Genomic DNA, 24,095 nt, shown 5'->3' with positions numbered 1-24,095 from the left:
CGGGAAAATGGGCTCAGCCACGGCGGACCCCGCCGAAGCCGCCCGCGAGGGCCCGTGAGGCGACCACGTTGCCGCCGATCAGCAGGACGCCGGTGACCAGGAGTTTCGCCGTGGCGCGGCCGGGTGCGGCGACCGCGCACAGGATGGCCACGACGACCGTGCCGAGGCCCGCGACCGCCCAGGTCGCACCCCAGGCGCGCGGTGGGTCGCCGGTGAGTTCGTCGGCGAGCAGCCGGGCGAAGACCAGCGTGCCGACCGGGCCCAGCAGCGCGAGGACCAGGGCGACGTCGACGTAGGAGGGGCGGTCGTAGCCCTGGGCGAGGAGCAGCAGGGCGGGGCAGGCCAGGGCGGTGGTCAGGTTCTGGGCGATCACGCGGCGGCGCAGGGGTCCGCTGGCGACGCCCCACAGGGTCGCCCCCACTCCCCCGGCCAGGACGAGTGCCGCCGCGAGGATCCAGCCGTTCACCGGTCGGTCACCGCCCGGCGCGCGGCGTGTGCCGCGAGTGCGCCGACGGCTGCGGCGGCCGCACCCACCGCGAGTTCCAGTGTGTCCACGGCGCTGATGAACACCAGCCACAGCAGGGCGAGGGCGGCCCACCAGCCGAGGAGTTCGGCCGCGGTGAGGAGCGTCGTACGCCGGTTCACGCTCCACCTCCTCGCCGCCCGGTTCTTTCGGGCATCCAAGCACCGCGCGCGCCCCTGGGGGCGGCGGCACGCGCGGGTCTCCACCCGGAGTGCCCCGAGCGCAGGAACGGAAACCGGGGCGCGGCCGACGCCGGGACGGGCGGAGGGGGACTGGTCCCCGTATGTCGGGGTAACCGCCCTACATCGCAGGGATGTTGAAGACTGGAGAAGAATTCATGGTCCGCTCTGCACTGCGCCTGCGCACGATCCGGCCGGCCAGACCGGCCCGGGCGACCAAGTCGGCCGGCCGGGCGTCGAAGCCGCCCCCCGACACCCGCCGCCGCCGGATGCCGTTGCCGCTCCGCCTGCTGGCGACGCTCCTGGCGTTCGCGTTCATGGTGGCGTTCGCCGTGGTCCTGGCCCGGCTCACGCTCCAGCCCTCGCCCGCCTCGGAGGCGTTGACGCACACCAACTTCCACCCGGGCAGCTCCCTGAGGGCCTACCTGGACCAGCCCGCGCTGCGGGACGCGGTCAAGCAGATCGGCGGAAACGTGCTGCTGGGGGTTCCGTTCGGTGTGCTGGTGCCGGTCGTGGCACCCCGCACACGCGGCTTCCTGCGGGTGCTGTTCCTGACCGCCGTGGTGATGCTCCTGGTCGAATGCGCCCAGGGCCTGCTGGTCACGGGACGCGCCTTCGACATCGACGACGTCATCCTGAACACGACGGGCGCACTGATCGGTTACGTGCTGGTGGGCCGTCGACTCAGCCGGGCTGTGCACAGCTGAGGCCCTGGAGCCGGTCCCGGGCCCGCTCCGCGTCGGGGTGGGCCAGGTCGGTGAAGAGCGTGAGGGCGCTGAGCCAGGCGGCGCGGGCGGCCTCGTCGTCGCCCGTCGCGCGGTGCGTGTCGCCGATGCGCAGGAGGGACCAGGCCTCCTCGGCCGGCACGCCCGCGTCCCGGTAGAGGGCGAGCGCGTTGCGGTAGCCGGCCAGGGCCTGCGCGTGGTCGCCGAGGTGGTGGTGGGTGTAGGCGATGCTGTCCCAGGTGGCGGCCTGACCGACGAGGTCGCCGAGTCCCTGGAGCATCGACAGGGCCTCGAAACAGTGGTCGAGTGCCTGCCGGTACTCCCCGAGGACGGCGTACGACCAGCCGACCGCGTTGAGGGCGGACGCCTGTGCGGCTCGTCCGCCGCCGGCTCTGAGCAGGTCGACGGCCAACTGGTCGTGCCGCAGGGAGCCGTGGAAGTCGCCGCGCTGCTCGGACTCCCAGGCGAGGCTGCGGTGCACGGTGGCTCGCCCGATGTCGTCGCCGAGTGCGGTGAAGGCCGCGAGGGCCCGTTCCAGGGTTGGGGCGGCCTCGTCGTGCAGGCCCAGCCGGCCCTGCGCGCGGGCCAGTCCGCGCAACGCGTGGGCCTCCATGACGGGGTCGGACAGCCGCAACGCGGCGTCGAGCGCGGTCCGCTGGACGGCCGCCCAGTCGTGCCAGTGCCCCTGCCGGTCGAGGAACCGCTCCAGGGACGAGACGAGCAGACAGGCCAGGCCGTCGCGGCCCGAGGCGGCGGCCGCGTCGATGACGGCGAGCAGCACCGGGTATTCGGCTCTGAGCCAGGCCAGCGCCCGTTCGTCGTCGGCGAGCGGCTCGGGTCGGACGTCCTCGGGTGCGGGCGGCAGAGGCATCCCGTCGGCATACGGCGCGTTCAGCACGACGGCGGCGTGCGCCGTGTGGAGGTAGTGCGTGAACAGCCGGGTCACGGCCTCCCCGCGTTCGGCGTCCCCGTGTCGGCTGTGCGCCGACTCGGTGGCGTGGGCGCGGAGCAGGTCGTGGAAGGCGTACCGGCCGGGGATGTGCTCACTGACGAGGTGCACGCCGGCGAGCTCCGACAGCAGCAGCCGCGCCCGTCGTACGTCGAGCCCGGCGAGGGCGGCCGCGGCCGGTGCGGTGAAGTCCGGGCCGGGATGCAGGCCGAGCAGTCGGAAGAGGCGGGCGGCGGCGGGCGAGAGGGCGCGCAGGGTCCATGAGAAGACCGCGCCGACGTCGGCGGAGACGTCGGCCCTGGTGAACGCGTCGAGGCTGCCGTGCGTCGCGCGCAGTTCGGCCGCGATGGCCGAGAGCGTGAAGTGCGGGTGGGTGGCCGCGCGGGCGGCGACGCAGGCGAGGGCCAGCGGAAGTCCGGCGCACAGCGCGGTGATCTCCGCTACCGCCTCCGGTTCGGCGGCGACCCGGCCGGCCCCCAGGCGGCGGGTGAGCAGCTCCCTCGCCTCGTCGGCGTCGAGCTGACGCAGGGTGAGGGGGTGGGCTCCGTGGACGGCCACCAGGGCGGAGAGCTCGTCCCGGCTGGTGACGATCGTCAGGCAACCGGGCGTGCCGGGCAGCAGCGGCCGTACGTGGTCGGCGTCCCGCGCGTTGTCCAGCAGGACGAGGACGCGTCGCCCGGCCAGCAGGCTGCGGTAGAGCGCGGCTTGTGCGTCGAGTCCGTGCGGGACGCCGTCCGGTGCCACCCCCAGGGCGTCCAGGAAGCCGCGGACCGCCTCGTCGGGGCTCATGACCGCCCCGGACGGGCCGAACCCGCGCAGGTTGACGTAGAGCTGTCCGTCCGGGTAGCGGTCCGCCACCTGACGGGCCCAGTGGACGGCGAGCGTGGTCTTGCCGATCCCGGCCATGCCACCGATGGCGCCGATCACCACGGTCCCGGCGGTCCCGGCGGTGCCGGCCAGCACCGCGGAGGCCTGGTCGAGTTCGGCCCGCCGTCCGGAGAACGTCGGCAGGTCGTACGGGAGTTGCGCGGGGACGGGCAGGGGGGCCGCTCCTGGACCGTGCAGGTCCGGGGCGGCCGGGACAGGGACGGACGAGTCCCCGGTGGCCGGGGCGGGGACGGACGAGGCATCGGAGGCCGGGACAGGCCCGTACGAGACCCAGGCAGTTGCGGTCGCGGTCCTCGCGGGGGCCGCCACGCCCGGTACGGCCCGGTGGGCGTGGCGTTCGCCCTGCAAGGCCCGGTGGGCTTCGCGCAGTTCCTCTCCCGGGTCGATGCCCAGCTCCTCGGCGAGCCGGGCTGTCACCGCGTCGTACACACCGGACGCCTCGGCCCGCTGTCCGGTGGCCGCGAGGGCGGTCATCAGCCGGGCCAGCAGCGGTTCGTCCAGCGGGCTGCGCACGGCCGCCTCCCGCAGCCGGGGAAGGACCAGGTCCGCCGCGCCCGCGCGCAGCGCGAGGTCGGCGGCCTCCTTCACGGCCGCGAGGTGCTCCTCGTCCAGCGCGCCGAAGGCCGCGTGCGCGCGCACCGGTGCCGGGATCCCGGCGGCCACCGGCCCGTGCCACAGTGACAGTGCCTCGACCAGGAGTTCCACGGCCCGTCCGGATCGCCCGTCGGACGCGGCCCGAGCGGCCTCGGTACGCAGCGCGCGGAAACGCAGCAGGTCCAGGCTGTCGCCGTCGGTCGCCAGTCGGTATCCGCCGGCGCTGCGCAGCAGCCAGCGGCCCGTCGCCCGGTGGGGCAGGCCGGGTTCCAGCAGTCGGCGCAGCGACCCGACATGTCTGCGGACCACGTTGACCGCGCTGTCCGGCGGGCGCCGGCCCCACAGCGCGTCGACGATCTCGGCCACGGCGACGGGCTGCCCCGCCCGTACCAGCAGCAGCGCGAGCAGCGCCCGCTCCTGCGGTCGTCCGAGTTCCAGCTCCGTCCCGGTCCGCCAGACCCGAACGGACCCCAGTACCGCGAACCGCACCGGTTCCGGCGCCACCTCGTCCCCCTCCGGTCCCACACCCCGGCATGCACCCTACGTCACACCGAATGTGACCCTGGGTTACCTGGTACGGGCCCGGCCCTTGTTCGTCCGACGGCGGCCGGAAGGGGACCGTCGGTCAGTGGCGGGTCCAGGTGAACTTGTCCCCGCCCACCCAGCGGACGACGTCCGGGTCGTCCAGGTCGTGGACGGTGATGCCGAAGGCGGCGGCCGCCTCCAGGACGTCGGTGACGGCCTTGGCCTCACCGACCACGTGGCCGTCGATCTCGACGATCCTGAACGGAGGCGTGCCCGGCTGTACCCCGAGCACGAGGATCCGCGGTCTGCCGATGTGCGGGCTCGCGATTTCGGTCATGCATAGAGCGTAGAGCGCGAACCGGCTGGGGGCTGTCCGGCGGATCAGGTCGCAGGAAGGCAGCGGTGACTCATCGATCCGGGTGAGCGGGGTCGTGGGGTCCCCCGCGCGAGCGAAGCCGAGCGTGGGGGAGCGTCCGACTGCAAGGCGGAGGAGGGCGTCGACGCGATGGGGCCCCCGCGCGAGCGAAGCCGAGCGTGGGGGGGGGCGGCAACCGACGACAACGCCGCAGGTGGGCGGGACGGACCCCGCGTCTGCGGCAGATCCGCCGGACAGCCCCCAGGGCTCAGGGGCGTCGCCAGTCGTCGCGCTCGAGGTGGGAGCCCGCCTGGGGGCCCATGCGCAGCATGCCGCCGTCGACCGACCAGGAGGCGCCGGTGACGTACGCGGCGTCGGGGCCGGCCAGGAAGGCGATCACGGCGGCGACCTCGCGGGCGTCACCGGGGCGGCCCAGCGGGATGCCGGGGCGGGACGTCGACTCCACGTCGGTGTCCTCCTGCCCGGTCATGGGCGTGGCGATCTCTCCGGGCGCCACCGCGTTGACCGTGATGCCGTACTCGGCGAGCTCCAGGGCCATGACCTGGGTGAGCAGGCCGAGTCCGCCCTTGGCCGCGCAGTACGGGGCGGCGCCGACGCGGGGTTGGTGCTCGTGGACGGAGGTGACGTTGACGATCCGGCCGCCGTCACCCTGCCGGATCATGTGCCGGGCCGCCTTCTGCCCGCACAGGAAGGGGCCGACGAGATCGACGTCGAGGACCTCGCGCACGGTGTCGAGCTCCAGGTCGACGAAGGGCGTCATGGTGCCCGTACCGGCGTTGTTGACGAGGACGTCGATGCGGCCGAGGCGGTCGCACAGCTCGTCGACGGTGCCGGCGGCGACCGGCAGCCGGGTGAGGTCCATCTGGGCCACGACGGCCCGCTGCCCGTGGGCGCGGACCTCGTCGGCGGTCTCCTCGGCGCCCTTGAGGTCGGTGTGCCAGGTGATGCCCACGTCCATCCCCGCCCGGGCCAGTCGGACGGCGGTGGCGCGGCCGATGCCGGAGTCGGCTCCGGTGACCAGGGCCACCTGGGTGCGTGCGGTGGGGACGGGCACAGAGGGCACCGCGGACATCGCATACCTCCTCACGAAGGGGACGACGCTTCGCAGTACCCGGGTGCGTACCGGACAAACCGTGTGCTCGTCGTGCGTGCCGGGTGGGGCTGGGGAACTCTGGAGCGTGAACGGAACTCATGAGACCGGAGTCGGAGGTAGTGATGGACCCCGTCCGTGCCCTGGAGCGGATCGCCTTCCTGCTGGAGCGTTCCCTGGCGCCGACGTACCGTGTCCAGGCCTTCCGCACGGCGGCCCGGGTGGTGTCTCGGCTGCCCGAGGGCGAGGTGGAGGAACGGGCCGGGGCGGGCACGCTCGAGGCGCTCAAGGGCCTCGGCCCGAAGACCGCGCAGGTGGTACGGGAAGCCTTGGAGGAGCGGGTCCCGGCCTACCTGGAGAAGCTGGAGGGCGAGGCGGGGGGACCGCTCGTGCAGGGCGGCGAGGAGCTGCGGGCGCTGCTGCGCGGGGACTGCCATCTGCACTCGGACTGGTCGGACGGCGGCAGCCCGATCGAGGAGATGGGCCGGGCGGCGGCCGCACTCGGGCACGAGTGGGCGGTGCTGACCGACCACTCGCCGCGGCTGACGGTGGCGCGCGGTCTGTCCGCGGAGCGGTTGCGGGAGCAGCTGGACGTGGTGGAACGGCTCAACGCGGACTGGGCGCCGTTCCGGCTGCTGACCGGCATCGAGTGCGACATCCTCGACGACGGCTCCCTCGACCAGGAGCCGGAGCTGCTCGAACGGCTCGACCTCGTGGTGGTGTCGGTCCACTCCAAGCTGCGCATGGGGGCGCGGGCGATGACCCGCCGCATGGTGGCCGCCGTACGCAATCCGCACGCCGACGTGCTCGGGCACTGCACCGGGCGGCTGGTCAGCGGGCGGGGGCGGCCGGAGTCGGAGTTCGACGCGGACGAGGTGTTCGCCGCGTGCTCCGAGTCGGGCACGGCCGTGGAGATCAACAGCCGCCCGGAGCGGCTCGACCCGCCCAAGCGGCTGCTGCGGCGGGCCGTGGACGCCGGGGTGCTGTTCTCGATCGACACCGACGCGCACGCGCCCGGCCAGCTGGACTGGCAGGCCCACGGGTGCGCGCGGGCGGAGGAGTGCGGGGTGCCGCCGGAGCGGGTGGTCACCACCTGGTCCGCGGACGAGCTGCTGGCCTGGACGCGGGAGGGGCGCACCCCGGCGGGAGTGGCCGGGCGCTGACGTGGTACTCGGACGGCCCCGGAGCGAAAGGAGCACCTCGACCATGCCGACCCAGCGGCGCGCGGCCCTGTTCGACGTCGACGGGACCCTCGTCGACACCAACCACCTCCATGTGACGACCTGGTGGGAGGCCTTCCGGCAGGCGGGCCACCGGGTCCCGATGCACGCCGTCCACCGGGCGGTGGGGCTCGGTTCGTCGGACCTGATCGCGCACCTGCTCGGCGACGACCGGGACGAGGAGCGGGACGACGAGCTCAGCGCCGCCCACAAGGCGCTCTACGGCCAGTACTTCGACCGGCTGCCCGCGCTGCGGGACGCCGGCCGGCTGTTGCGGCGCCTGCACAAGGACGACTGGGCGGTGGTGCTCGCCACCTCGGCGAGCGGTGCGGAGCTGTCCGCGCTGCGGCGCGCGATCGACGCCGACGAGGCCATCACCGCGACGGCGAGCGCCGACGACGTGGAGCGGGGCAAGCCCGCGCCGGAGCCCGTCGAGCACGCCCTGGAGCTGGCGGGGGTGCCCGCCGAGCGGGCCGTGTTCGTCGGCGACACCGTGTGGGACATGCTGGCCGGCCGCCAGGCCGGGGTGCGGTGCGTCGGCGTGCTGTGCGGCGGCATCCCGCGCGCCGACCTGGAAGAGGCCGGCGCGGAGGTGATCTACGACGATCCCGCGCACCTGCTGGCCTCCCTGGCCGACAGTCCTCTGGCATGACCCGCCGGAAACGGGGAATATCCGCAGGTCATGACGCGTGTGAGTGATGAGGTACGGCTGTGGGAACGGCCCCTGAACGGTTCCGGGCCGGTGGATTTCGTACGGCGGGGGGCGAACGGCGTTGCCCTGTCGGTCCGGGCGGCCTGGAGCGGCCCCGGCCGGGAGCGCGACCTGGTCGTGCAGTCGCTGAAGGCGGCGGGGGCCGCGTTGATCGCCTGGTTCCTGGGCGGAGTCCTGCTGGACGACCCGCTGGCCATGATGGCGCCCTGGGTGGCACTGGTGCTGGTGCAGGCCACGGTGTACAGCTCGCTGCGGCAGGCGGCGCAGCAGTTCACGGCGATCTGCGTGGGGGCGCTGCTCGCCTCGCTGGCGCAGGTGATCACCGACGACACCACGGGGGCGCTGGCGCTGTGCCTGCCGCCCCTGATGCTGCTGGCGAACTGGTCCCGGTTCGGGGACCAGGGCGTGTACGCGGCCACCACGGCCCTGTTCACCGTCGCCTCGGGCACGGCGGTCACGGTGCCGGCCGTGACGCACCGGGTGGGGGAGGCGGCGCTCGGCGCGGTCGTCGGTGTCGCGGTCAACGCTCTGGTCCTGCCGCCGGTGCACCTGCGGGACGTGCGGGAGAACCTGGCGGCACTGGCCCGGGGTGCGGGGGACGTGCTGCATGCGATCTCCGCCGGGCTGCTGGAGGGCGAATGGGACGCGTCGACGGCCGCCGAGTGGTCGCGGGCGGCCGCCCGGCTGGAACGCCGGTGTGAGGGGCTGCGCTCGGCGCGCTCCTGGAGCCGGGAGAGTCTGCGCCTGACGGCCCGCCCGCTACGCGCACTGCACCGGGGGTCGCTGGATGTGCCTCCGGAGACGGAGGACCAACGCTGGTGCCGCGTCGCCACCCATGTGACGGTCCTGACGCGCACCCTCGCGGTGTCCGTCGACGACGACCGATCCCCCGCCCCGCCGGACGGACCGGCGCTGCGGGAGTACGCCCGGCTGCTGGAGCTGATCGGGGACGCCTGCCACGAGTCCGCCAAGGACGGGTCGCGGGCGGCACTGGAGGAGCTTCGCGAGCTGCACGGCCGTCTGCAGAGCAGTCTGAGTCACCATGCGCGGGAAGGGGGCGCGGCCCCTACGGCGGTGCTGGGCACGCTGCTGCTGGAGGCGGAGAACATCTGGTCGGAGGTGGCACCGGCACCGAAGGGGGGCGAGGGGTGACACACGTCACGGCACGACGGGCGTGGGGCGAGGAACACGCACGAGTGGTTGGCCGTTGAACCAGCCGTGGGTACGGATGGGACAGTGTCCCCGGGCCTCACCTTTTGCCCACAGGGACGATCGTTCGGCTGAAGCCCTGTGGAGCCTTTCGCCGAGAGGCGACCGCCATCCGTACCCACCTTCTGACAGCCCCGACCGGAATCCCCCGTCCGGTCGGGGCTCTTTTCTGTCCGGCTCTGGTCCGGTTCCCTGGTGGGTTCTCTGGCCGGTTCTCTGGCCGGAGCACGCCCTTGACTTCGAGTGCGCTCGAATTCGTAGCGTGCCGGACATGACCTACAGCACCACGGCACAGCACAAGATCGGATCGGGCTTCGGCGCAGAGAGCACCGCTGACGACGTCCTCGACGGCGTCGACCTCACCGGACGGCTCGCACTCGTCACCGGTGGCTACTCGGGGCTCGGCCTGGAGACCACGCGCGCACTGGTCAAGGCCGGCGCCCGGGTCGTCGTACCCGCGCGCCGCACGGAAGCCGCGACGCAGGCCCTGGGCGGCCTCACCGGGGTCGAGGTGGACGAGCTCGACCTCGGCGACCTCGACAGCGTTCGCGCCTTCGCCGACCGGTTCCTCGCCTCGGACCGCACCCTCGACATCGTGATCAACAGCGCCGGGATCATGGCGTGCCCCGAGACCCGGGTCGGACCCGGCTGGGAGGCGCAGTTCGCGACGAACCACCTCGGCCACTTCGCCCTGGTCAACCGGCTGTGGCCGGCGATCGAGCCCGGTGGTGCCCGTGTGGTCTCCGTCTCCTCCCGCGCCCATCACTTCTCCGGGATGCGCTGGGACGACGTCGACTGGCGTGAGGGCTACGACAAGTGGCAGGCGTACGGGCAGGCGAAGACGGCGAACGTGCTGTTCGCCGTCCACCTCGACCGGCTCGCCCGGGAGCATGGTGTACAAGCCTTCTCTCTCCACCCCGGCGGCATCATCACGCCGCTCCAGCGGCACCTGCCCAAGGAGGAGATGATCGAGCGCGGCTGGATCGACGAGGCGGGCAACGTGCTCAACCCCGAGGGCTTCAAGAGCCCGCAGCAGGGCGCCGCGACCCAGGTGTGGGCCGCGACCTCGCCCCAGCTGGCGGGTCTGGGCGGCGTCTACCTGGAGGACTGCGACATCGCCGAGGCCGCCCTGTCCGACGACGTGACCTCGGGCGTGCGGCCCTGGGCGACCGACCCGGAACAGGCGGCCCGACTGTGGAAGCTGTCGGCGGAGCGGACAGGCGTGGACGCGTTCGACGTCCGGTGATGGTTCGCCCGTGACCCGGGTACTCGGTCCGTTCCCCGGCGGAGCAGGTGAGAGGAGCCGAAGGTGAGCAGCGAAACGGGCATGAGGATCGTCGTCACGGGCGCCACGGGCAATGTCGGCACCAGTGTGGTGCGCCTGCTCTCGGAGGACCTGGGGGTGGGCTCCGTACTGGGTCTGGCGCGGCGGATCCCGGACTGGAAGCCGCCGGGGACGGAGTGGGCGGCGGTCGACCTGTCGGCCGAGCGGACCGACCTGGCCGCGCACTTCGAGGGGGCCGACGCGGTGATCCATCTGGCGTGGGCCTTCCAGCCGACGCACGATCCGGCGCGGACCTGGCGCACCAACGTCCTGGGCAGCATCAGGGTGTTCGAGGCGGTGGCGGCCGCGGACGTGCCGGTGCTGGTGCACGCGTCGTCGGTGGGCGCGTACTCGCCCGGACCCAAGGACCACACGGTGGACGAGTCCTGGCCTACGCACGGCTGGCCGGACGCCGCGTACTGCCGGGAGAAGGCCTACCTGGAGCGGGCGCTGGACACGTTCGAGCGCGACCATTCGAACACCCGGGTGGTGCGGATGCGGCCCGCCTTCCTCTTCAAGCGGGAGTCGGCGAGCGAACAGCGCCGCATCTTCGGCGGCCGCTTCCTGCCCGGACCGCTGGCCAGGCCGGAGATGCTGCGCTTCCTGCCCGATGTGCCGGGACTGCGGGTGCAGGCACTGCACACGGACGACGCGGCCGAGGCGTACCGGCTCGCGGTGACCACCGAGGTCCGCGGCGCCTTCAACCTGGCGGCCGAGCCGACGGTCGACGCGGAGCTGCTGGGCGAGATGTTCGGCGCCCGCCCGGTCCGGGTGCCCCGTACGGCGGCCCGCTCGGCGATCGCCGCCGCGTGGGGGCTGCACATGCTGCCGGCCTCCCCGCACCTCTTCGACGCGGTGCTCAGGCTGCCGATGATGGACACCGCCCGCGCCCGCGCCGAACTCGGCTGGCACCCCCGGCACACCGCGACCGAGGTGCTGGAGGAGTTCCTCCTGGGCATGCAACGCGGCGAGGGCGAGGACACGGCCCCGATGGCGGGGCGCAAGGTCGGCTGAGGCAGGGCGGAGCCCATCAAGCCGACCGGGGCCTGGTGCCGCGGTCGGCTCGGGGTGGGTGTGCGGGCGGGGATCAGGCCGAGGGTTCGTCCGGTACGGGGTGTTCGGGGTGGACGGTGGCTCCGTGCGGGGCGCCCTGGCGGCCCGTGCCCGCCTCGTCCGTGTCCGGGACGTCCTCGGAGCGGGGGGCGTTGTCCGGATCCTCGGTCTCGGCGTCGGCCTGCGCGCGGGCGGGGTCTCCCTCCCAGGGGTCCTCGCCGCCCTGTGCCTGCTGGTCCGGCAGGTCCCGCGGCACGGGCCCGTCACTCTGGCCCGGTCCTTCGACGCGATGCTCGGTCATGGCGTACTCCTTCCCCTCAGGGTTCCCGTCGTCGAAAGACACGCGAGTACCTCCGCCACGACCTGCGAAACCTCCGCGCCGGGGGCCGCGCGGGTCACGAGGCCGTGGACGACTCGATCTCGGTCAGGGCCGCGACGAGTTCGGGCGCGACCACGTCCCCCACCCAGGTGATGTGGTCAGCGCCGGCGGCCCGCGGGACGGTCTCGGAGATCATGATGAGGTAGAGGTACGCGCGGTAGAGGGCCAGCCGCAGCCGCACGGGCCGGTCGAACTCGGCGCGGCCGCCCGCCTCCCGGTAGCCGGCGAGGAACGCCTCGTCGGCGGTGATGTCCCCGAGCAGCGCCAGGGAGACGAAGTCGGCGAGCGGGTCGCCCCAGAACATGCGCTCACCGTCGATGAGCCCGCCGATCCGGGCCTCCCCCGCCGTACGGTCGACCAGGATGTTGCCCCGCCACAGGTCGAAGTGGACGAGGCGCGGGACGGTGACCTCGTCGAGGGCGTCGTACGCGCGCTCGGCGGTCCGGGCCACCTCGTCGGCCGGGCGGGGCAGCGGGGCCCGGTATCGGCGGGCGTCGTCGAGGACCGCGTCGAACATCGTGGTGAACGCGGTCCGCCAGTCGGGGGCGAGCGGCCCGAGGGCGCCGGACGGATAGCCGAAGGCGGGCCCGGTGATCTCGTGCAGCCGGGCCACCTGCCGCCCCAACTCCCCGCGCAGGACGATCCGTTCCGTCGCGGTGACGGAGTCGTCCCAGGGTGCGCCCGGGCACATCGTCATCAGCAGGTGCTGCCCGTCGAGCGCCACGACGCGCGGTGCCGGTACGCCGGCCCGGGCGGCCGCCCGGTAGAACTCCGCCTCGGAGACGAGCAGTCGGCTCTCGTGCCGCAGGCCCGCCGCGGTCGGCGCTGTCTTCAGCACGTAGCGGCTGCCGTCGGTGAGGCGGAGTTCGTCGACGGCGTTGTACGTCCCGCCGGTGAGCGGCGCCAGGTGGGCGAGGTGCTCGGACCGCAGGCCCGCGTCCGCGAGGACCCGCCGGGCCCGCTCCCAGGAGTCCGCCACCGTGCGCCCACCCTTCCTCTCGGTCCGCCCGCCGCTCGGTCAGCCGGCCACGTAGACGTCCTCGACGTAGCGACCGGCCGCGATCAGCCCGTCGAGCCACTGCTCGGCGTCCGCCTCGCCTGCGTCCGGCGTGCGGTCCCGGTACAGCGTACGGAACGCCGCCCGTACCCCGGGCGCCAGTTTCGAGCCGTCGCCGCAGACGTGGACGCGGGCGCCCGCGTTCAGCAGCTCCCAGACCTCGTCCGCCTCGGCGGCGATGCGGTGCTGTACGAAGGTCACGTCGCCCTCCGGGGCGGCGCTGAAGGCCGGCCGCAGCGAGACCGCCCCGGCGGCCTCGGCGGCGCGCAGTTCCTCGGCGTGCAGGAAGTCGGCGTCGGGCGCGTCGCAGCCGAAGTAGCAGAGCGCCGGGGCGAGTTCGGCGCCCGCCGCGCGTGCCGCCGTACGGTCGGCGACGGCGCCGCGGAACGGGGCGAGGCCGGTCCCCGCGGACACCATGACCACCGGTGCGGCGGTGTCGATCCGGAAGGCCTCGCGGCACGGCTGGACGCGGGCGAGGACGGTGTCGCCGGGTTCGACGTCCGCGAGGTGCCCGGAGCCGGTGCCCCGGTAGACGCCCCTGCCCGAGCGGGCGGGGGCCTCGAGGAGCGACACCATCAGGTCCGCGTGGCCGGGATCGAGGGCGGGCGAGGAGGAGATCGAGTAGTGGCGCGGGCGCAGCGGCGTGAGCAGCTCGAGGAGGTGCGACCAGTCCAGGGCGCCGCGCAGGGCCGGGAAGTCCTCGATCACCTCGACGAGGGTGCGCGGGTCGTCGGTGAGGGCGGCCAGGGCCATGCGCTCCGGCGGGCAGGGGTTGGCGGCGGAGAGCACGGCGAGCTGGGCGGCCGTCGGGCGCTCCTGCAGCTCGACGTGGTGAATGAGGAGCTGACGTACCGTCAAAGGACGGTCCACGGCGAGGCCGTCGCGGCGCGGGCGGGTGGGACGGATGTCCAGGACGGTGTCGAGGTCGACGCCGAGTGCGGCGGCGGCACGCTCGACGAGGGCCGGGGCGTTGGCCGGCAGGACGGTGAGGTGGTCGGCGGTGCGGTAGGCGGTGCCCTCCGGCAGGGCGACGCGGACGAAGCGCTTGCGCCGCGGGTGGCCGGGAGCGGTGAGGTCGTACGCCTCGGTGACCGTCATGGGGACGAGTCCGTGCCGGTCGGCGAGGGCGTCGAGCGGGCCGCCGGTGACCGCGCGGACCTCGTAGGCGGCCGTGGGCTCGGCGCCGGGGGCGGTGGCGTCCGGGTCGCCGTACTGGTCGAGGAGGGCGGTGCGCAGTCGCGCGGTGAAGTCGCGGACGGCGCCGGTCAGGTCGCCGGAGGCGTCGGCTGCGGTGCGGTCGGTGAGGCGGGTGGCGCCGAGTGCGGCGAGGCGTTCGTCGACGCGGGCCGGGACGTGCTGGTAGGTGGCGGCCCAGTTGCGGTCGCCGACGCCGAGGACGGCGTAGGTCACGCCGGACAGGTCGTGGGTGTCCTCCAGCCAGGCGGCGAAGGCGGTGGCGTCGTCGGTGGGGCGGCCGTTGTAGGAAGCGGCGGTGATGACGACGGGGCGGTCGGTGGGCAGTCCCCCGGCGAAGTCGTCGAGGGCGGCGACCTGGGTCTCGCAACCGATCACTGCGGCCTCGTCGGCGAGTTGGGCGGCGAAGTCGCGGCAGGTGCCGTAATTGCTGCCGTGCAGGAACAGGACTCCGGTGCCGGGGCGGACGCGGGTGGGCAGGGCGGCCGTGTCGGCGCTCTCGCCCGCCTGCGCGGGGGCGGCGCCCGGGAGCGGGGCGTGGACGCGGTCGGCCGCGGTGCGCGGGGTGAGGGTCAGGGTGAAGCCCTCGGGCTTGAGGGTGAGGGTCTCCTTGACCGTGAGCCGGTAGTCGGCGTGGTCGGCGGGCCGGTAGCGGTGGACGAGCATCGCGAGCAGCATGGTCGCCTCGTGCAGCGCGAACTGCCGTCCGATGCAGGCGCGTTCCCCCGTGCCGAAGGGCTTGAAGGCGTGCGCGGAGCGGGCCGCCTCCGCCTCCGCGGTGAAGCGCGAGGGGTCGAACAGCTCGGGGTTGTCGCCCCATACCGGCTGCCGGTGCAGCATCGGCGCGAGCACGGCGACGGCCTGCCCGGCCCGCAGCGGGACCCGGCCGCCGAGAAGGGTGTCCTCCACGGCGTGGCGGCTGAAGACGGCGGCCGTCGGCCACAGTCGCAGCGCCTCGTTGAGGACCTGGCGGGTGTAGGTGAGCCGGCCGACCTCGTCGTACGTCGGTTCGGGGTCGGCGCTGTCGCCCCACAGGGCGTCGACCTCGCGCTGCACCAGCTGGAGCGCGGCGGGGTGCTTGGCGAGGTAGTAGAGGGCGAAGGACATCGCGCCGGAGGTCGTCTCGTGGCCGGCGATCAGGAAGGTGATGACCTGGTTGCGGATGTTGGCGGCGTCCAGGGTGGTGCCGTCGGCGGGGTGCGCGGCGCTGAGCATGAGGCCGAGGAGGTCCTCGGCGCCGCTCTGGTCGGTGCCGGTGCGGGCGGCGATGACGTCGTCGACGACCCGGGCGAGGTAGTCGGCGTTCTCTCGGAAGGCCGCGTCGACCGCGGAGTGGTCCTGGCCCGGGATGCGGGCGAGGCGGGTCATGGCCCATTCCAGGCAGCGGACCATCGACTCGACGAAGGGGTGGGGTTCGTCGCGCTCGAAGGAGCCGAAGTCGTAGTCGAATCCGGCGAGTCCGATGGTGTCGAGGGTCATGCGGGTCATGTCGTCGGGGACGTTCACCGGCCGGCCGGCGACGGCGGCGCGGTCCCAGGAGTCGATGAGGCGCCGGGCCACCTTCAGCATGACCGGGTGGTAGGTGCGCATCGAGCCGAGTGCGAAGGCGGGCATGAGGATGTCGTGCGCCTTGGCCCAGTTGGGCTCGTCGTTGTACGCGGTGAACAGGCCGTCGGCGGCGAACTCGCGCACGTTCTCCAGCGCGGGCCCGACGTGCTTGGCGAACCGCCGTTCGTCGGCGAGTTCGGCCACCAGGTCGAGGTCGGCCACGAACAGGGTGTCCCGCCCGTGCAGGCGCCGGACCAGCACCGGCCCGTGCTCGCGCATCAGGTCCATGACCTGCTGCACGGGAGTGTGGCCGGGGCCGGTGGCGGAGATGTCGACGACGGGAACGCCGAGGACGGTGTCTGCGGTCTGCGGGCGCAGTGCGGTGGGGGGCATGGCGCGACAACTGCCTTTCGCGGTACGGGTGTACTGCGATCCAGCGTGATCCACTCCATGTGTCACCCCGGCCCCGCGCACTACACGATCGTGCAGTCGGGAGCGGGCCGATGGGCTTGCGAAGTCGGCGTCGATGCGCAAGACGTCGGTCTACCCTGGCGCGATGACCACCGCGAACGTGCTGTCGATCGCCCTGGACGAGACCGACGACCCGGCGCTGCGGCCGCTTCCCGCGAGGGCGGCCGAGTTGCTGGCGCGCCTGGCCGCTCCGCCACGACTGGTCGCCCATCTGCGGGCCGTGCACGACGTGGCCGCGCGGCTCGTCGAGTGGGTGGAGCGGTACTGTCCCGCGCTGGCCGTGGACCGGGAGGCGGTGCTCTTCGGCGCCGCCACGCACGACGTGGGCAAGACCCGGCACCCGGCGGAGCTGTCCGGACCCGGTTCGGCGCACGAGGAGGCGGGGCGGGCGCTCCTGCTGGCGCACGGGGTGGAGCCGGAGCTGGCCCGTTTCGCCGCCACGCACGCCTCCTGGGGCGCCCCGGGGACCGGCGTCGAGGACCTGCTGGTGAGCCTCGCCGACAAGGCCTGGAAGAACAAGCGCGTCGCCGGGCTCGAGGACCTGGTGGTGGGCGAGCTCTCGCGGGCGGGCGGCCGGCCGGTGTGGGAGGAGTTCATGGCTCTGGACGAGTTCCTCACGGCGGTCGGCGAGGGCGCCGACCGCAGGCTGGCCTACCAGAACGCCCACCCCGTGCATGCGTGATGATGGGCGGCGGGAGGTGCTGGTGGAAGCGGGTCGGCTGGAGGCCGTGGTCTGGCGCAACCGCGCGCTGATGCTGTTCGACCGGGTGGCGGTGCCGGTCGCGGTGTGCGACGTGTACGGCGACGTCCTGCTCGCCAATCCGGCGATGGCGGCGGAGTGCGGTACGACGCCGGGGCGGCTGCGCGGCCGGGCCGTGCTGGAGCTGTTCCGGCCGCAGGAGGCGACCCAGGTGGAGCGCATCGCGCAGGCGCTGCGTCTTCGGCACCGGTCGCGGTACCAGGTGTCGGTCGTCTGGCGGGCGCCCGACGGCCGGGAACGGTACGGGGAGCTGACGGCGGACCCGGTGAGCGACACCGTGGAGGAGACGCCCGCCCTGCTGGTGATGCTGCGGGTCATCGGCGACCGTGAGCCCCGCCCCGAGGAACCGGCGGTGCGGGTCACCGAGGTCGAGGCCACCATCCTCGCCCTGCTCGCCGGAGGCGCGACGACGGTCCGCGCCGCGCGCGAGACCGGCCTCAGCTCGGACGGCGTGACGTACCACCTGCGGCGCCTGTCCGCACGCTGGGGCGCGGCGAACCGTACGGAACTGGTCGCCCGCGCCTACGCGCTGGGTGTGCTGGCGACAGGGGTGTGGCCCCCCTCCCCCGCTCCGGCCGAGTAGGCGGTGCCCGCGCCCTCGGGGGCCCCGAAGCGGGCGAGGGTGTGCCACACCATCTTCAGGTCCTGGATCTCGTACCGCCCGGTGCGGGCGGCGTCCCCGATGACGCGCGGGTCGATGTGACCGTCCTCGGCGATGCGGGCGCCGAGGTCGGCGTACTCCTCGCCCCGGTAGTCGCCGTGGCGGCGCAGCTCGGCCACGGCGAGCCGGTAACCGGGGTGCCATTCGACGGGGACCGGGAGCCGGCGGGCCGCTTCCTCGACGGGGGTGTCGCGGTAGCTCGCGTCCAGGACCAGGGCCTCCACGTCCCGGGTGAGGTCGACGCCGCCGTGGATCTGGGCCTCTATGTAGTCGTTGAGGGCGTCCTGCTCGTCGGCCTCGGCCAGCGCGAGCAGGGACATGCCTGCGGCCACGCCGAAGTCGCCCGGTTCGGCGGCGCTGTCGGGGTAGCAGAACGTCGCCCTGGCGAGCGCGGCGCCGGTCAGCCGGAAATGGGAGGAGCCGAATCTGGGAGCGGCGCCGACGACCTGGCGGCGGAAGTTCAGCGCCCCGTACACCGGCCGCTCGTGCGCGGGCGCGTCGTCGTACGCGCCGCCGAAGATCCTGCTCTCCCAGCGCCAGCGGTCGCCACCCGGGTGCGCGGTCAGGCCGCCGTTGCCGGTACCGGTGACGAACTGCGAGTGGTAGGAGCCGTCCCGGGCCAGGGCATGGAGGATGGGCAGAGCACGGGCCGACCGGTCCGGGTGGAAGTTCAGCGTGATACGCAGGGCGGGGTCGACGGGCGGTCCCGCCGAACGGGCCGCGACATGGCGCAGCGCCTCCCGGGCACGCGGTGGGGCGACCTCCCGGAAATCCATTGGCTCTCCCTCGGCAAGCTAATTACCCTAGGCCAAAACCTAGGCCTACTAGGTTTCGAAGATCGGCGCCCCGGAGGCACTCCATGAGGTCACTCACCGAGCAGGACATCCGCAACTCTTTTATCAACTGCTCCAAGGGCGAGGCCAAACGCCTGGCGGTTCCCCGCGATCTCGACCAACGCCCCTGGGACGACCTGGACTTCCTCGGCTGGCGTGATCCGGGCGCGCCCAACCGCAGCTACCTGGTCACCGAACGGCAGGGCGAGCCGGTCGGCGTGACCTTCCGTTTTCCGTCCTCGCGGCGCGGCTTCCTGCACCGCAGCATGTGCTCCCTCTGTCTGACCACACACCCGGGCGGCGGGGTCTCGCTGATGACCGCCCGCAAGGCGGGCCCGGCCGGCCGCGAGGGCAACTCGATCGGCCTGTACATGTGCACCGATCTGGCCTGTTCCCTGTACGTACGGGGCAAGAAGTCCCCGGAGTCCGGTAGTCGCTTCGAGGAGAGCCTCACCCTGGACGAACAGATCGCCCGCACCACCGCCAATCTGTCCGCCTTCCTCGACACGCTGTACGTCTGAGCGGCGAGGTCCCCCCGAACCGAGGCAGGAAAAAACCACTGGTCGAGACGGGGGTCTTCCTCCGCACGCGGACGGTTACAGTCCCCTGAGCGCGTTCGACGCACCTCAGGAAGGGGAACAGGCCAAAGGATGCAAGACGTACGTGAGTGGCCGTCGTCCCTGGTGGGGTTGGCGAGGCGGTACCGGGAGCCCGTGGTCGTCCAGACGCTGCGGTCGGCGGGTGCCGCGACGATCGCCTACGTCATCGCGCTGCGCCTGAGCCCCGAGCCCGCGCCGCTGACCGCCCCCCTGACCGCGCTGCTGGTCGTCCAGGTCACCCTGTACGCCACGCTCACCAATGGCATCCGCCGGGTGAACGCCGTGGTGGCGGGCGTGCTCGTCGCCATCGCCTTCAGTCTGCTGGTCGGTCTGACCTGGTGGAGCCTCGCCCTGCTGATCGTGGCCGCGCTGGCGGTCGGGCGGCTGGTGCGGGTGGACGAGTACGTCCCCGAGGTGGCGATCAGCGCCATGCTGGTGCTCGGCGTGACCACGGTCGGGGACACGGCCTGGGCGCGGATCGTGGAGACCCTGATCGGCGCGGTGGTGGGGCTGGCCATCAATCTGCTGCTCGCACCGCCGGTGTGGGTGGAGGAGGCGGGCGAGTCGATCGAGGGTCTGGCGCGCCGGGTACGGCAGTTGATGCTGCGGGTCGGCGAGGAGGCGGCCGGCCGTACTCCCGTGGAGCAGGCGGCGGCGCGGCTGCACGAGGCGCGCCGGCTCGACCACGACATCGTGGAGGTGGACGCGGCCCTGCGGCAGGCCGAGGACAGCCTGCGGCTGAATCCGCGGGTGCGGGAGGGCCTGCTGCACCGGGTGGTGCTGCGCACCGGGCTGGACACGCTGGAGATCTGCACGGTGGTGCTGCGGGTCCTGGCACGCACGCTCACCGACCTGGCCAAGGCCCGCGCGCCGAAGCCGCTGTTCGCGTCGGAGACGGGCGCCGCGGTGGAGCAGCTGCTGTCCGAGATCGCCGACGCCGTGGTGAGCTTCGCGGTGCTGGTCACCACCCATCTCAGTGAGAGCGCCGAGTCGGCGGAGGCGCGGCTGACCGCGGAGCTGCGCGCGGCCGTGGGCACGCGCGACAAGCTGGCGCAGCTGCTGCGCGCGGAGTCCGCACACGAGGTCGAGCACTGGCAGCTGCTCGGCGCCGTCCTGACGGAGGTGAACCGGATCCTCGACGAGCTGGACACCGAGCACCGCTCGCGCCGCCTGCTGGAGGAACTGGACCGCGTGTCGCGGGAGCAGCGCGAACGGTTGCCGCGCCTGACCCGGCTGCGTGAGCGCCTCGGCGTTCAGGAACAGCTGTGGCGGAACCGCACGGGGCTCTGAGGGCGTTCTCGGTGAGAGAGCGCCGGGACCGGGCCGGCGCGGGACGAGGGGGAGCGAGCCGATGGCCGAGACCGGCGTACGGATCGACGGGAACACGCTGCGGCTGCCGGGCGGGGTGGCGGTGCGGTTCGTGCGCACCCTGCGGCTGCCCGAGACCGGCACCCATCCGCTGCCGCCCGGGCTCGGGGAGTTCCCGGTCCGCCGGGTCGCCGACTTCCCCGACACCGTGCCGGAGCAGTGGCGGGCGCGCGGTGGTGTGATGCTCCCGGTGTATCTGCGCGAGGCGATGTGGCTGAGCTTCACGGGCACGACCGAGCCCGCCGCGCTGCAGGTCGGGGTGGGCAAGGTGTGCGCGGTCTCGGGGAAACCGTGGAGCGACCGGCTCTCCCGGCACCCGCAGAACTACGTGGTGCTGCCCCGCCAGCCCTGGCTGGACGGCATCAACTCGGGCAAGGGCACGGTCCGCCAGTTCGTGGCGGTGCCGCTGGGCCTCGGCGCGACGGTCGAGGGCCAGGTCACGGGCGAGGAGGTCTGGGGCGGCGTGCAGCTGCAGTCCTTCCCCCTGCGGGACGAGGTGCTGGCGCCGTGGCGCGAGGAGGAGCGGCGCAGGGCCGCGCAGCGCTCCGTGCGGGCGGCAGGCTTCTATGGGGCCCCCATGCCGGTATCCGCCCCGATGGCGCCGGGCGCGGCTCCCGCGGCCGCTCCCGGGGGCCCGCCGCGGGCCGCGGCGGCCATGGGCCTCGGGGTCGGCGGTTCGATGCGTCAGGAGGTCTACCGGGACGAGCGGCCTGCGGCGGACTGGGCCGAGCGGCCCGCCGGGCGGGTCTTCGTCCACCTGGTGACGCCTCCGGAGTGGCGCCGCATCACCGGTGAGGCGCCCCCGCCGTCGCCGGTGGACCGTGCGGCGTACACGCGTGCGGGATTGCCCTGGTACGACTACTACGACGCCGACGCCGACGACCTCACCCCCACCGACACGCTCGGTGCGGTCAAACCGGTGGGCGAGTGGCTCGGTGACGACCTCGACCCCTGGCAGGCCCCCGCGCCCGACCAGGTGCAGCACGTCAAGGGCGAGCCGGTCGAGGACGGCGACTGGTAGCCGCTGCCCGCGTTGCGCCCCGCGCAACGCCCCGCGCCTCTTTTGCAGCGGGCGGGTGATCCGGGCGAAGGTGGCTGTGACGACCGGGGAACCGACGACCTGAGGTGCGGGCATGGGCAGTGGTACGGACGCGTCACGATGGGGGTCCCCCCGCTCGGGCGGAGCCGAGAGTGGGGGCGGCTGGAGCAGGCGCCGTTTCGTGGCCGCTCTCGGCGGGGCGGCGGCGCTTCCGGCCGTGGCGGCCTGTGGGAACTCCTCGGACCCCGCACCGCCGCGGGCGAACGGCGCATCGCCGCGCCCCGAGGGGAGCAGCCGGTCCTCGCCGTCGCCGACCGGGCAGCCCACGGGCCCACGCCCGCTCTACATCGGCACCTACACCTCGGTCGAGGGCGGCGGCACCGGCATCGGCGTGGCCACCTACGACCCCGGCACCGGCCGCGTCACCGGCGGCGACGCCCTCACCGGCGTCGCCGACCCGTCGTATCTCGCGGTGCACCCGGACGGCCGGACGCTGTACGCGGTGAACGAGCGCGAGCGGGGAACCGTGACCGCCGTACGCCTCGCCGACCGGAAGATCCTGGGCAGCCGTGCCACGGGCGGCGCCCAGCCCTGTCATCTCTCCGTCCATCCGAGCGGCCGGTGGCTGCTGAGCGCCGACTACGGTTCGGGCAGCGTGGCCGTGCATCCGATCGAGGCGTCGGGGGGCCTGCGCGAGGCGACCGACACGGTCAGGCACGCGAAGCCCGCTCCCGGACCGGGCCAGGACGGCCCGCACGCGCACCAGTTCGTCACCAGCCCCGACGGCGGCCACGTCCTCGCTGTGGACCTCGGCACGGACACCGTCTACACCTACCGCCTGGACGCCAGGGCGGGCACGCTCACCGAGACCGCGCAGGCCCACACCCGGCCGGGCGCCGGGCCGCGCCACCTCACCTTCCACCCCGGCGGCCGGTACGCCTACCTGGCCAACGAGACCGACGACACCGTCACGGTCTGCGCCTACGACCCCACGAGCGGCCGCCTGACCATCGGCGACCCGCAGTCCACCGGAAACGGCAAGGGCGGCGGGAAGATCACCAACTACCCGGCGCAGATCCTGGTGACGTCCAACGGCGCGTACGCGTTCCTCGCCAACCGCGGCGACAACACCATCGCGCGGTACGCGGTGGAGGCGGACGGCGCCCGGCTGCGGCTGCTCGGCACGGTGCCGGTGGAGGGGGACTTCCCGCGGCAGATCGCGTTCTCGCCGGACGGCGGGCTGCTGTTCGCGGCGAACCAGAGGTCGAGCACGGTCAGCGTCTTCCACGTGGACGTCGGGCGCGGCGAACTGCGCCTCGCGGGCGAGCCGTTCGCGTCACCCGTCGCCGTCTGTGCGCTGCCGCTGTAGGGCGCGCGGGCAGGCCGCCGCGTTCGCCTGTGCCAGCAGGACGTGCACCCGCTCGGTGAGCTGCGCGACGTCGTCGGCGGGCGTGTGGAACGGCAGGCGTACGTCGCCGTGGGCGCGGGCGCGTTCGATGCGCAGGGTGATTCCGTGCCGGTCGACGGCGAGCGGCTGGACACGGACGGCACCGTGCAGGCTGTCGCGTTCGACGAGCCGGGTGAGCCGTTCGACGGCGTCGGCGTGGCAGTCGGCCAGGTGGGTCAGCAGCCGCGCCTCGGCTCCGGCCAGCGGGTCGGGTGCGGCGGCGGCGAACTCGTCGAGGTCGACGACCACCGCGCCGGACGGCTCCTTGAGGACGACACGGGTGGCCGTGAAGACGAGGTGCTCGTCCTCGGGGGCGAACCAGCCGGCGAGCCAGAGCCGGGCGCGGATCCGGCTGTGCACGGGGACGGGCGCGACGTCGGCGAACTCCAGCACGGCGGACGGCTCGCCGCGCGGCGCGCAGATCGCGGCCGTGAGCAGGGCGCTGTCCTCGGGCACGCGCAGCAGCACCCGGCCGTCGTCCGCGACACTGTGCGCGCCGACGAACTCCTCGCGTCCGCCGTCCGTGGTCACCGCGCAGGACCACGCGGTGGCGAGCACGGAACGCGCCCGCTGAGCCGCGGCAGGCGCGGCCGTCCAGCTCTGGCTGTCACCCATCCCAGACCTCCTTAGGTAAGCCTTGCCTAACCTATCGGAGATCCGGGTGCAGGCCAACCGCCGCCCCCGGCCCGGCCGCGGACGTTCACGACGGTGCGGGCTCAGAGGACGCCCAGCAACGCCCGCGCACACAACTCCCGCACCTGCCGCCGGGACAGGTCCGGGCTGCGCAGCCACTCCAGGCAGACCGCGGTGATGAACGCCAGCCAGCCCCGCACCGCCAGCCGTACGTCGGGGCGTTCCTCGAAGGCCGGGCCGAACTCGGGGTCCGCGGCCAGGGTCGCCAGGATCTGGCGTTCCTGTGCGGCCAGGGCCCGCTGGTAGACCCGGCGCACGGTCTGGTCCCCGGCCGCGTCGGCCCGGTGGAAGGCGCGGTAGCCGTGGGCGTGGGTGAGCACGTATTCCAGATAGGTGTCGAGACCGGCGGCGAGCTGATCGCGCACGGGGACGCCGGGGACGGCCGCCGTCAGCCGCAGCATGCGCTCGCTCTCCCGCTCGACGACCGCGGCGAAGAAGTCCCGTTTGGTCGGGAAGTAGTGGTAGAGCAGCCCGCGGGAGACCCCGGCGATCTCGGCGACCTGTTCGATCCACACGTCGTCGTAGGGGCTCTCCGAGAACAGCCGTGCCCCCACCGACAGCAGCTGTTCCCTGCGCTCCTCGGTGCTGAGCCGGCGGCGTGTACGCGCTTGCTGGTTCGCGGCCATCCCCGCACCTTACTTGACGCCGGTTCAACAACGGGTCGAGACTGACCGCGTTA

Annotated in this window: 23 protein-coding genes; 12 read left to right on the top strand and 11 right to left on the bottom strand. The window is 73.7% G+C overall.

The features are described 5' to 3' along the window. Positions 1-13: 13 nt before the first annotated feature. Together IG99_RS08015 and IG99_RS08010 are read right to left on the bottom strand one after the other, a co-directional pair. Positions 14-466, bottom strand: a complete 453-nt coding sequence (locus IG99_RS08015; RefSeq protein ID WP_037671298.1) for an MrpF/PhaF family protein — start codon at positions 464-466, stop codon at positions 14-16. Continuing rightward, positions 463-645 (bottom strand): hypothetical protein, encoded by a 183-nt coding sequence (locus tag IG99_RS08010; RefSeq protein ID WP_037671296.1) that lies wholly within the window; start codon positions 643-645, stop codon positions 463-465. The genes IG99_RS08015 and IG99_RS08010 overlap by 4 nt, the downstream gene beginning before the upstream one ends. A 215-nt stretch (positions 646-860) precedes the next feature. Between IG99_RS08010 and IG99_RS08005 the strand changes: the two genes are divergently transcribed. Continuing rightward, complete coding sequence (locus IG99_RS08005; protein WP_037671293.1) at positions 861-1,409, top strand: VanZ family protein; 549 nt, start codon at positions 861-863, stop codon at positions 1,407-1,409. On the opposite strand, the gene IG99_RS08000 is transcribed toward IG99_RS08005, so the two are convergent. The 3 genes from IG99_RS08000 to IG99_RS07990 all read right to left on the bottom strand — a co-directional run bounded on the left by IG99_RS08000 (position 1,387) and on the right by IG99_RS07990 (position 5,831). Further along, positions 1,387-4,383, bottom strand: coding sequence for an AfsR/SARP family transcriptional regulator (locus tag IG99_RS08000; RefSeq protein ID WP_234311770.1), 2,997 nt, complete (start codon positions 4,381-4,383; stop codon positions 1,387-1,389). The genes IG99_RS08005 and IG99_RS08000 overlap by 23 nt on opposite strands. A 100-nt stretch (positions 4,384-4,483) precedes the next feature. Further along, on the bottom strand, positions 4,484-4,720 hold the full coding sequence (locus IG99_RS07995; protein WP_037671291.1) for a hypothetical protein: 237 nt from the start codon (positions 4,718-4,720) through the stop codon (positions 4,484-4,486). 286 nt (positions 4,721-5,006) lie between these two features. Continuing rightward, positions 5,007-5,831 (bottom strand): SDR family oxidoreductase, encoded by an 825-nt coding sequence (locus IG99_RS07990; protein WP_051865021.1) that lies wholly within the window; start codon positions 5,829-5,831, stop codon positions 5,007-5,009. A gap of 143 nt (positions 5,832-5,974) precedes the next feature. On the opposite strand from IG99_RS07990, the gene IG99_RS07985 reads away from it, so the two are divergent. From IG99_RS07985 to IG99_RS07965, 5 genes are all read left to right on the top strand, one after another. Continuing rightward, a complete protein-coding gene (locus IG99_RS07985; RefSeq protein ID WP_037671290.1) occupies positions 5,975-7,012 on the top strand; it encodes a PHP domain-containing protein in 1,038 nt (345 codons plus the stop codon). 43 nt (positions 7,013-7,055) lie between these two features. Next, complete coding sequence (locus tag IG99_RS07980; RefSeq protein ID WP_037671288.1) at positions 7,056-7,721, top strand: HAD family hydrolase; 666 nt, start codon at positions 7,056-7,058, stop codon at positions 7,719-7,721. Between the two features lie 30 nt (positions 7,722-7,751). After that, complete coding sequence (locus IG99_RS07975; protein ID WP_037671287.1) at positions 7,752-8,933, top strand: FUSC family protein; 1,182 nt, start codon at positions 7,752-7,754, stop codon at positions 8,931-8,933. Positions 8,934-9,261: 328 nt separating this feature from the next. Then, positions 9,262-10,236 carry an SDR family NAD(P)-dependent oxidoreductase gene (locus IG99_RS07970; protein WP_037671476.1) on the top strand — a complete coding sequence of 325 codons (975 nt, stop codon included), beginning with the start codon at positions 9,262-9,264 and terminating at the stop codon, positions 10,234-10,236. A 63-nt stretch (positions 10,237-10,299) separates the two neighbouring features. Then, positions 10,300-11,328, top strand: a complete 1,029-nt coding sequence (locus tag IG99_RS07965; RefSeq protein WP_037671284.1) for an SDR family oxidoreductase — start codon at positions 10,300-10,302, stop codon at positions 11,326-11,328. 73 nt (positions 11,329-11,401) lie between these two features. Here the strand turns inward: IG99_RS07965 and IG99_RS07960 are convergent, their stop codons facing one another. From IG99_RS07960 to IG99_RS07950, 3 genes are all read right to left on the bottom strand, one after another. Further along, the gene (locus tag IG99_RS07960; protein ID WP_037671282.1) at positions 11,402-11,668 is read right to left on the bottom strand and encodes a hypothetical protein; all 267 of its coding nucleotides are present in this window, start codon (positions 11,666-11,668) and stop codon (positions 11,402-11,404) included. 94 nt (positions 11,669-11,762) lie between these two features. Then, on the bottom strand, positions 11,763-12,725 hold the full coding sequence (locus IG99_RS07955; RefSeq protein ID WP_037671279.1) for a phosphotransferase family protein: 963 nt from the start codon (positions 12,723-12,725) through the stop codon (positions 11,763-11,765). 39 nt (positions 12,726-12,764) lie between these two features. Continuing rightward, positions 12,765-15,938: a cytochrome P450 gene (locus tag IG99_RS07950; protein ID WP_037671278.1), complete on the bottom strand. Its 3,174-nt coding sequence runs from the start codon at positions 15,936-15,938 to the stop codon at positions 12,765-12,767. Positions 15,939-16,101: 163 nt separating this feature from the next. Here IG99_RS07950 and IG99_RS07945 point away from each other — a divergent pair, with 163 nt between their 5' ends. Both IG99_RS07945 and IG99_RS07940 read left to right on the top strand, forming a co-directional pair. After that, entirely contained in the window at positions 16,102-16,698 is a 597-nt protein-coding gene (locus IG99_RS07945; RefSeq protein WP_037671474.1) for an HD domain-containing protein, read from the top strand. Then, positions 16,691-17,359, top strand: coding sequence for a PAS domain S-box protein (locus tag IG99_RS07940; protein WP_394297986.1), 669 nt, complete (start codon positions 16,691-16,693; stop codon positions 17,357-17,359). Before IG99_RS07945 ends, IG99_RS07940 begins: the two co-directional genes overlap by 8 nt. Here the strand turns inward: IG99_RS07940 and IG99_RS07935 are convergent. Next, positions 17,299-18,213, bottom strand: coding sequence for a DUF3626 domain-containing protein (locus IG99_RS07935; protein ID WP_037671277.1), 915 nt, complete (start codon positions 18,211-18,213; stop codon positions 17,299-17,301). The genes IG99_RS07940 and IG99_RS07935 overlap by 61 nt on opposite strands. 83 nt (positions 18,214-18,296) lie before the next feature. Here IG99_RS07935 and IG99_RS07930 point away from each other — a divergent pair, with 83 nt between their 5' ends. The 4 genes from IG99_RS07930 to IG99_RS07915 all read left to right on the top strand — a co-directional run bounded on the left by IG99_RS07930 (position 18,297) and on the right by IG99_RS07915 (position 22,645). Continuing rightward, the gene (locus IG99_RS07930) at positions 18,297-18,791 is read left to right on the top strand and encodes an FBP domain-containing protein (RefSeq protein WP_037671275.1); all 495 of its coding nucleotides are present in this window, start codon (positions 18,297-18,299) and stop codon (positions 18,789-18,791) included. A 129-nt stretch (positions 18,792-18,920) separates the two neighbouring features. After that, a complete protein-coding gene (locus IG99_RS07925) occupies positions 18,921-20,159 on the top strand; it encodes an FUSC family protein (RefSeq protein WP_037671273.1) in 1,239 nt (412 codons plus the stop codon). Positions 20,160-20,220: 61 nt separating this feature from the next. Next, positions 20,221-21,258, top strand: a complete 1,038-nt coding sequence (locus tag IG99_RS07920) for a hypothetical protein (protein WP_037671271.1) — start codon at positions 20,221-20,223, stop codon at positions 21,256-21,258. A 112-nt stretch (positions 21,259-21,370) separates the two neighbouring features. Next, complete coding sequence (locus tag IG99_RS07915) at positions 21,371-22,645, top strand: lactonase family protein (protein ID WP_051865020.1); 1,275 nt, start codon at positions 21,371-21,373, stop codon at positions 22,643-22,645. On the opposite strand, the gene IG99_RS07910 is transcribed toward IG99_RS07915, so the two are convergent. Further along, on the bottom strand, positions 22,613-23,338 hold the full coding sequence (locus IG99_RS07910; protein WP_037671269.1) for a DUF2470 domain-containing protein: 726 nt from the start codon (positions 23,336-23,338) through the stop codon (positions 22,613-22,615). The genes IG99_RS07915 and IG99_RS07910 overlap by 33 nt on opposite strands. Before the next feature lie 101 nt (positions 23,339-23,439). Then, positions 23,440-24,042 carry a TetR/AcrR family transcriptional regulator gene (locus IG99_RS07905; RefSeq protein WP_037671268.1) on the bottom strand — a complete coding sequence of 201 codons (603 nt, stop codon included), beginning with the start codon at positions 24,040-24,042 and terminating at the stop codon, positions 23,440-23,442. Positions 24,043-24,095: the final 53 nt, after the last annotated feature.

It is taken from the genome of Streptomyces griseus subsp. griseus (assembly GCF_000720255.1).
GTDB classification, from domain to species: Bacteria; Actinomycetota; Actinomycetes; order Streptomycetales; family Streptomycetaceae; genus Streptomyces; species Streptomyces griseus_I.
This window is presented reverse-complemented; position numbering and strand designations above follow the sequence as displayed.

Excerpts from the sequence above, each read along its gene's own strand:
- IG99_RS07930 (WP_037671275.1), top strand. The coding sequence starts at position 18,297 with ATGAGGTCACTCACCGAGCAGGACATCCGCAACTCTTTTATCAACTGC.
- IG99_RS07910 (WP_037671269.1), bottom strand. The coding sequence starts at position 23,338 with ATGGGTGACAGCCAGAGCTGGACGGCCGCGCCTGCCGCGGCTCAGCGG.
- IG99_RS07925 (WP_037671273.1), top strand. The coding sequence starts at position 18,921 with ATGCAAGACGTACGTGAGTGGCCGTCGTCCCTGGTGGGGTTGGCGAGG.
- IG99_RS07935 (WP_037671277.1), bottom strand. The coding sequence starts at position 18,213 with ATGGATTTCCGGGAGGTCGCCCCACCGCGTGCCCGGGAGGCGCTGCGC.
- IG99_RS07945 (WP_037671474.1), top strand. The coding sequence starts at position 16,102 with ATGACCACCGCGAACGTGCTGTCGATCGCCCTGGACGAGACCGACGAC.
- IG99_RS07915 (WP_051865020.1), top strand. The coding sequence starts at position 21,371 with ATGGGCAGTGGTACGGACGCGTCACGATGGGGGTCCCCCCGCTCGGGC.
- IG99_RS07960 (WP_037671282.1), bottom strand. The coding sequence starts at position 11,668 with ATGACCGAGCATCGCGTCGAAGGACCGGGCCAGAGTGACGGGCCCGTG.
- IG99_RS07950 (WP_037671278.1), bottom strand. The coding sequence starts at position 15,938 with ATGCCCCCCACCGCACTGCGCCCGCAGACCGCAGACACCGTCCTCGGC.
- IG99_RS07905 (WP_037671268.1), bottom strand. The coding sequence starts at position 24,042 with ATGGCCGCGAACCAGCAAGCGCGTACACGCCGCCGGCTCAGCACCGAG.
- IG99_RS07985 (WP_037671290.1), top strand. The coding sequence starts at position 5,975 with ATGGACCCCGTCCGTGCCCTGGAGCGGATCGCCTTCCTGCTGGAGCGT.
- IG99_RS07980 (WP_037671288.1), top strand. The coding sequence starts at position 7,056 with ATGCCGACCCAGCGGCGCGCGGCCCTGTTCGACGTCGACGGGACCCTC.
- IG99_RS07975 (WP_037671287.1), top strand. The coding sequence starts at position 7,752 with ATGACGCGTGTGAGTGATGAGGTACGGCTGTGGGAACGGCCCCTGAAC.
- IG99_RS07995 (WP_037671291.1), bottom strand. The coding sequence starts at position 4,720 with ATGACCGAAATCGCGAGCCCGCACATCGGCAGACCGCGGATCCTCGTG.
- IG99_RS07940 (WP_394297986.1), top strand. The coding sequence starts at position 16,691 with ATGCGTGATGATGGGCGGCGGGAGGTGCTGGTGGAAGCGGGTCGGCTG.
- IG99_RS07920 (WP_037671271.1), top strand. The coding sequence starts at position 20,221 with ATGGCCGAGACCGGCGTACGGATCGACGGGAACACGCTGCGGCTGCCG.
- IG99_RS07970 (WP_037671476.1), top strand. The coding sequence starts at position 9,262 with ATGACCTACAGCACCACGGCACAGCACAAGATCGGATCGGGCTTCGGC.
- IG99_RS08005 (WP_037671293.1), top strand. The coding sequence starts at position 861 with ATGGTCCGCTCTGCACTGCGCCTGCGCACGATCCGGCCGGCCAGACCG.
- IG99_RS07990 (WP_051865021.1), bottom strand. The coding sequence starts at position 5,831 with ATGTCCGCGGTGCCCTCTGTGCCCGTCCCCACCGCACGCACCCAGGTG.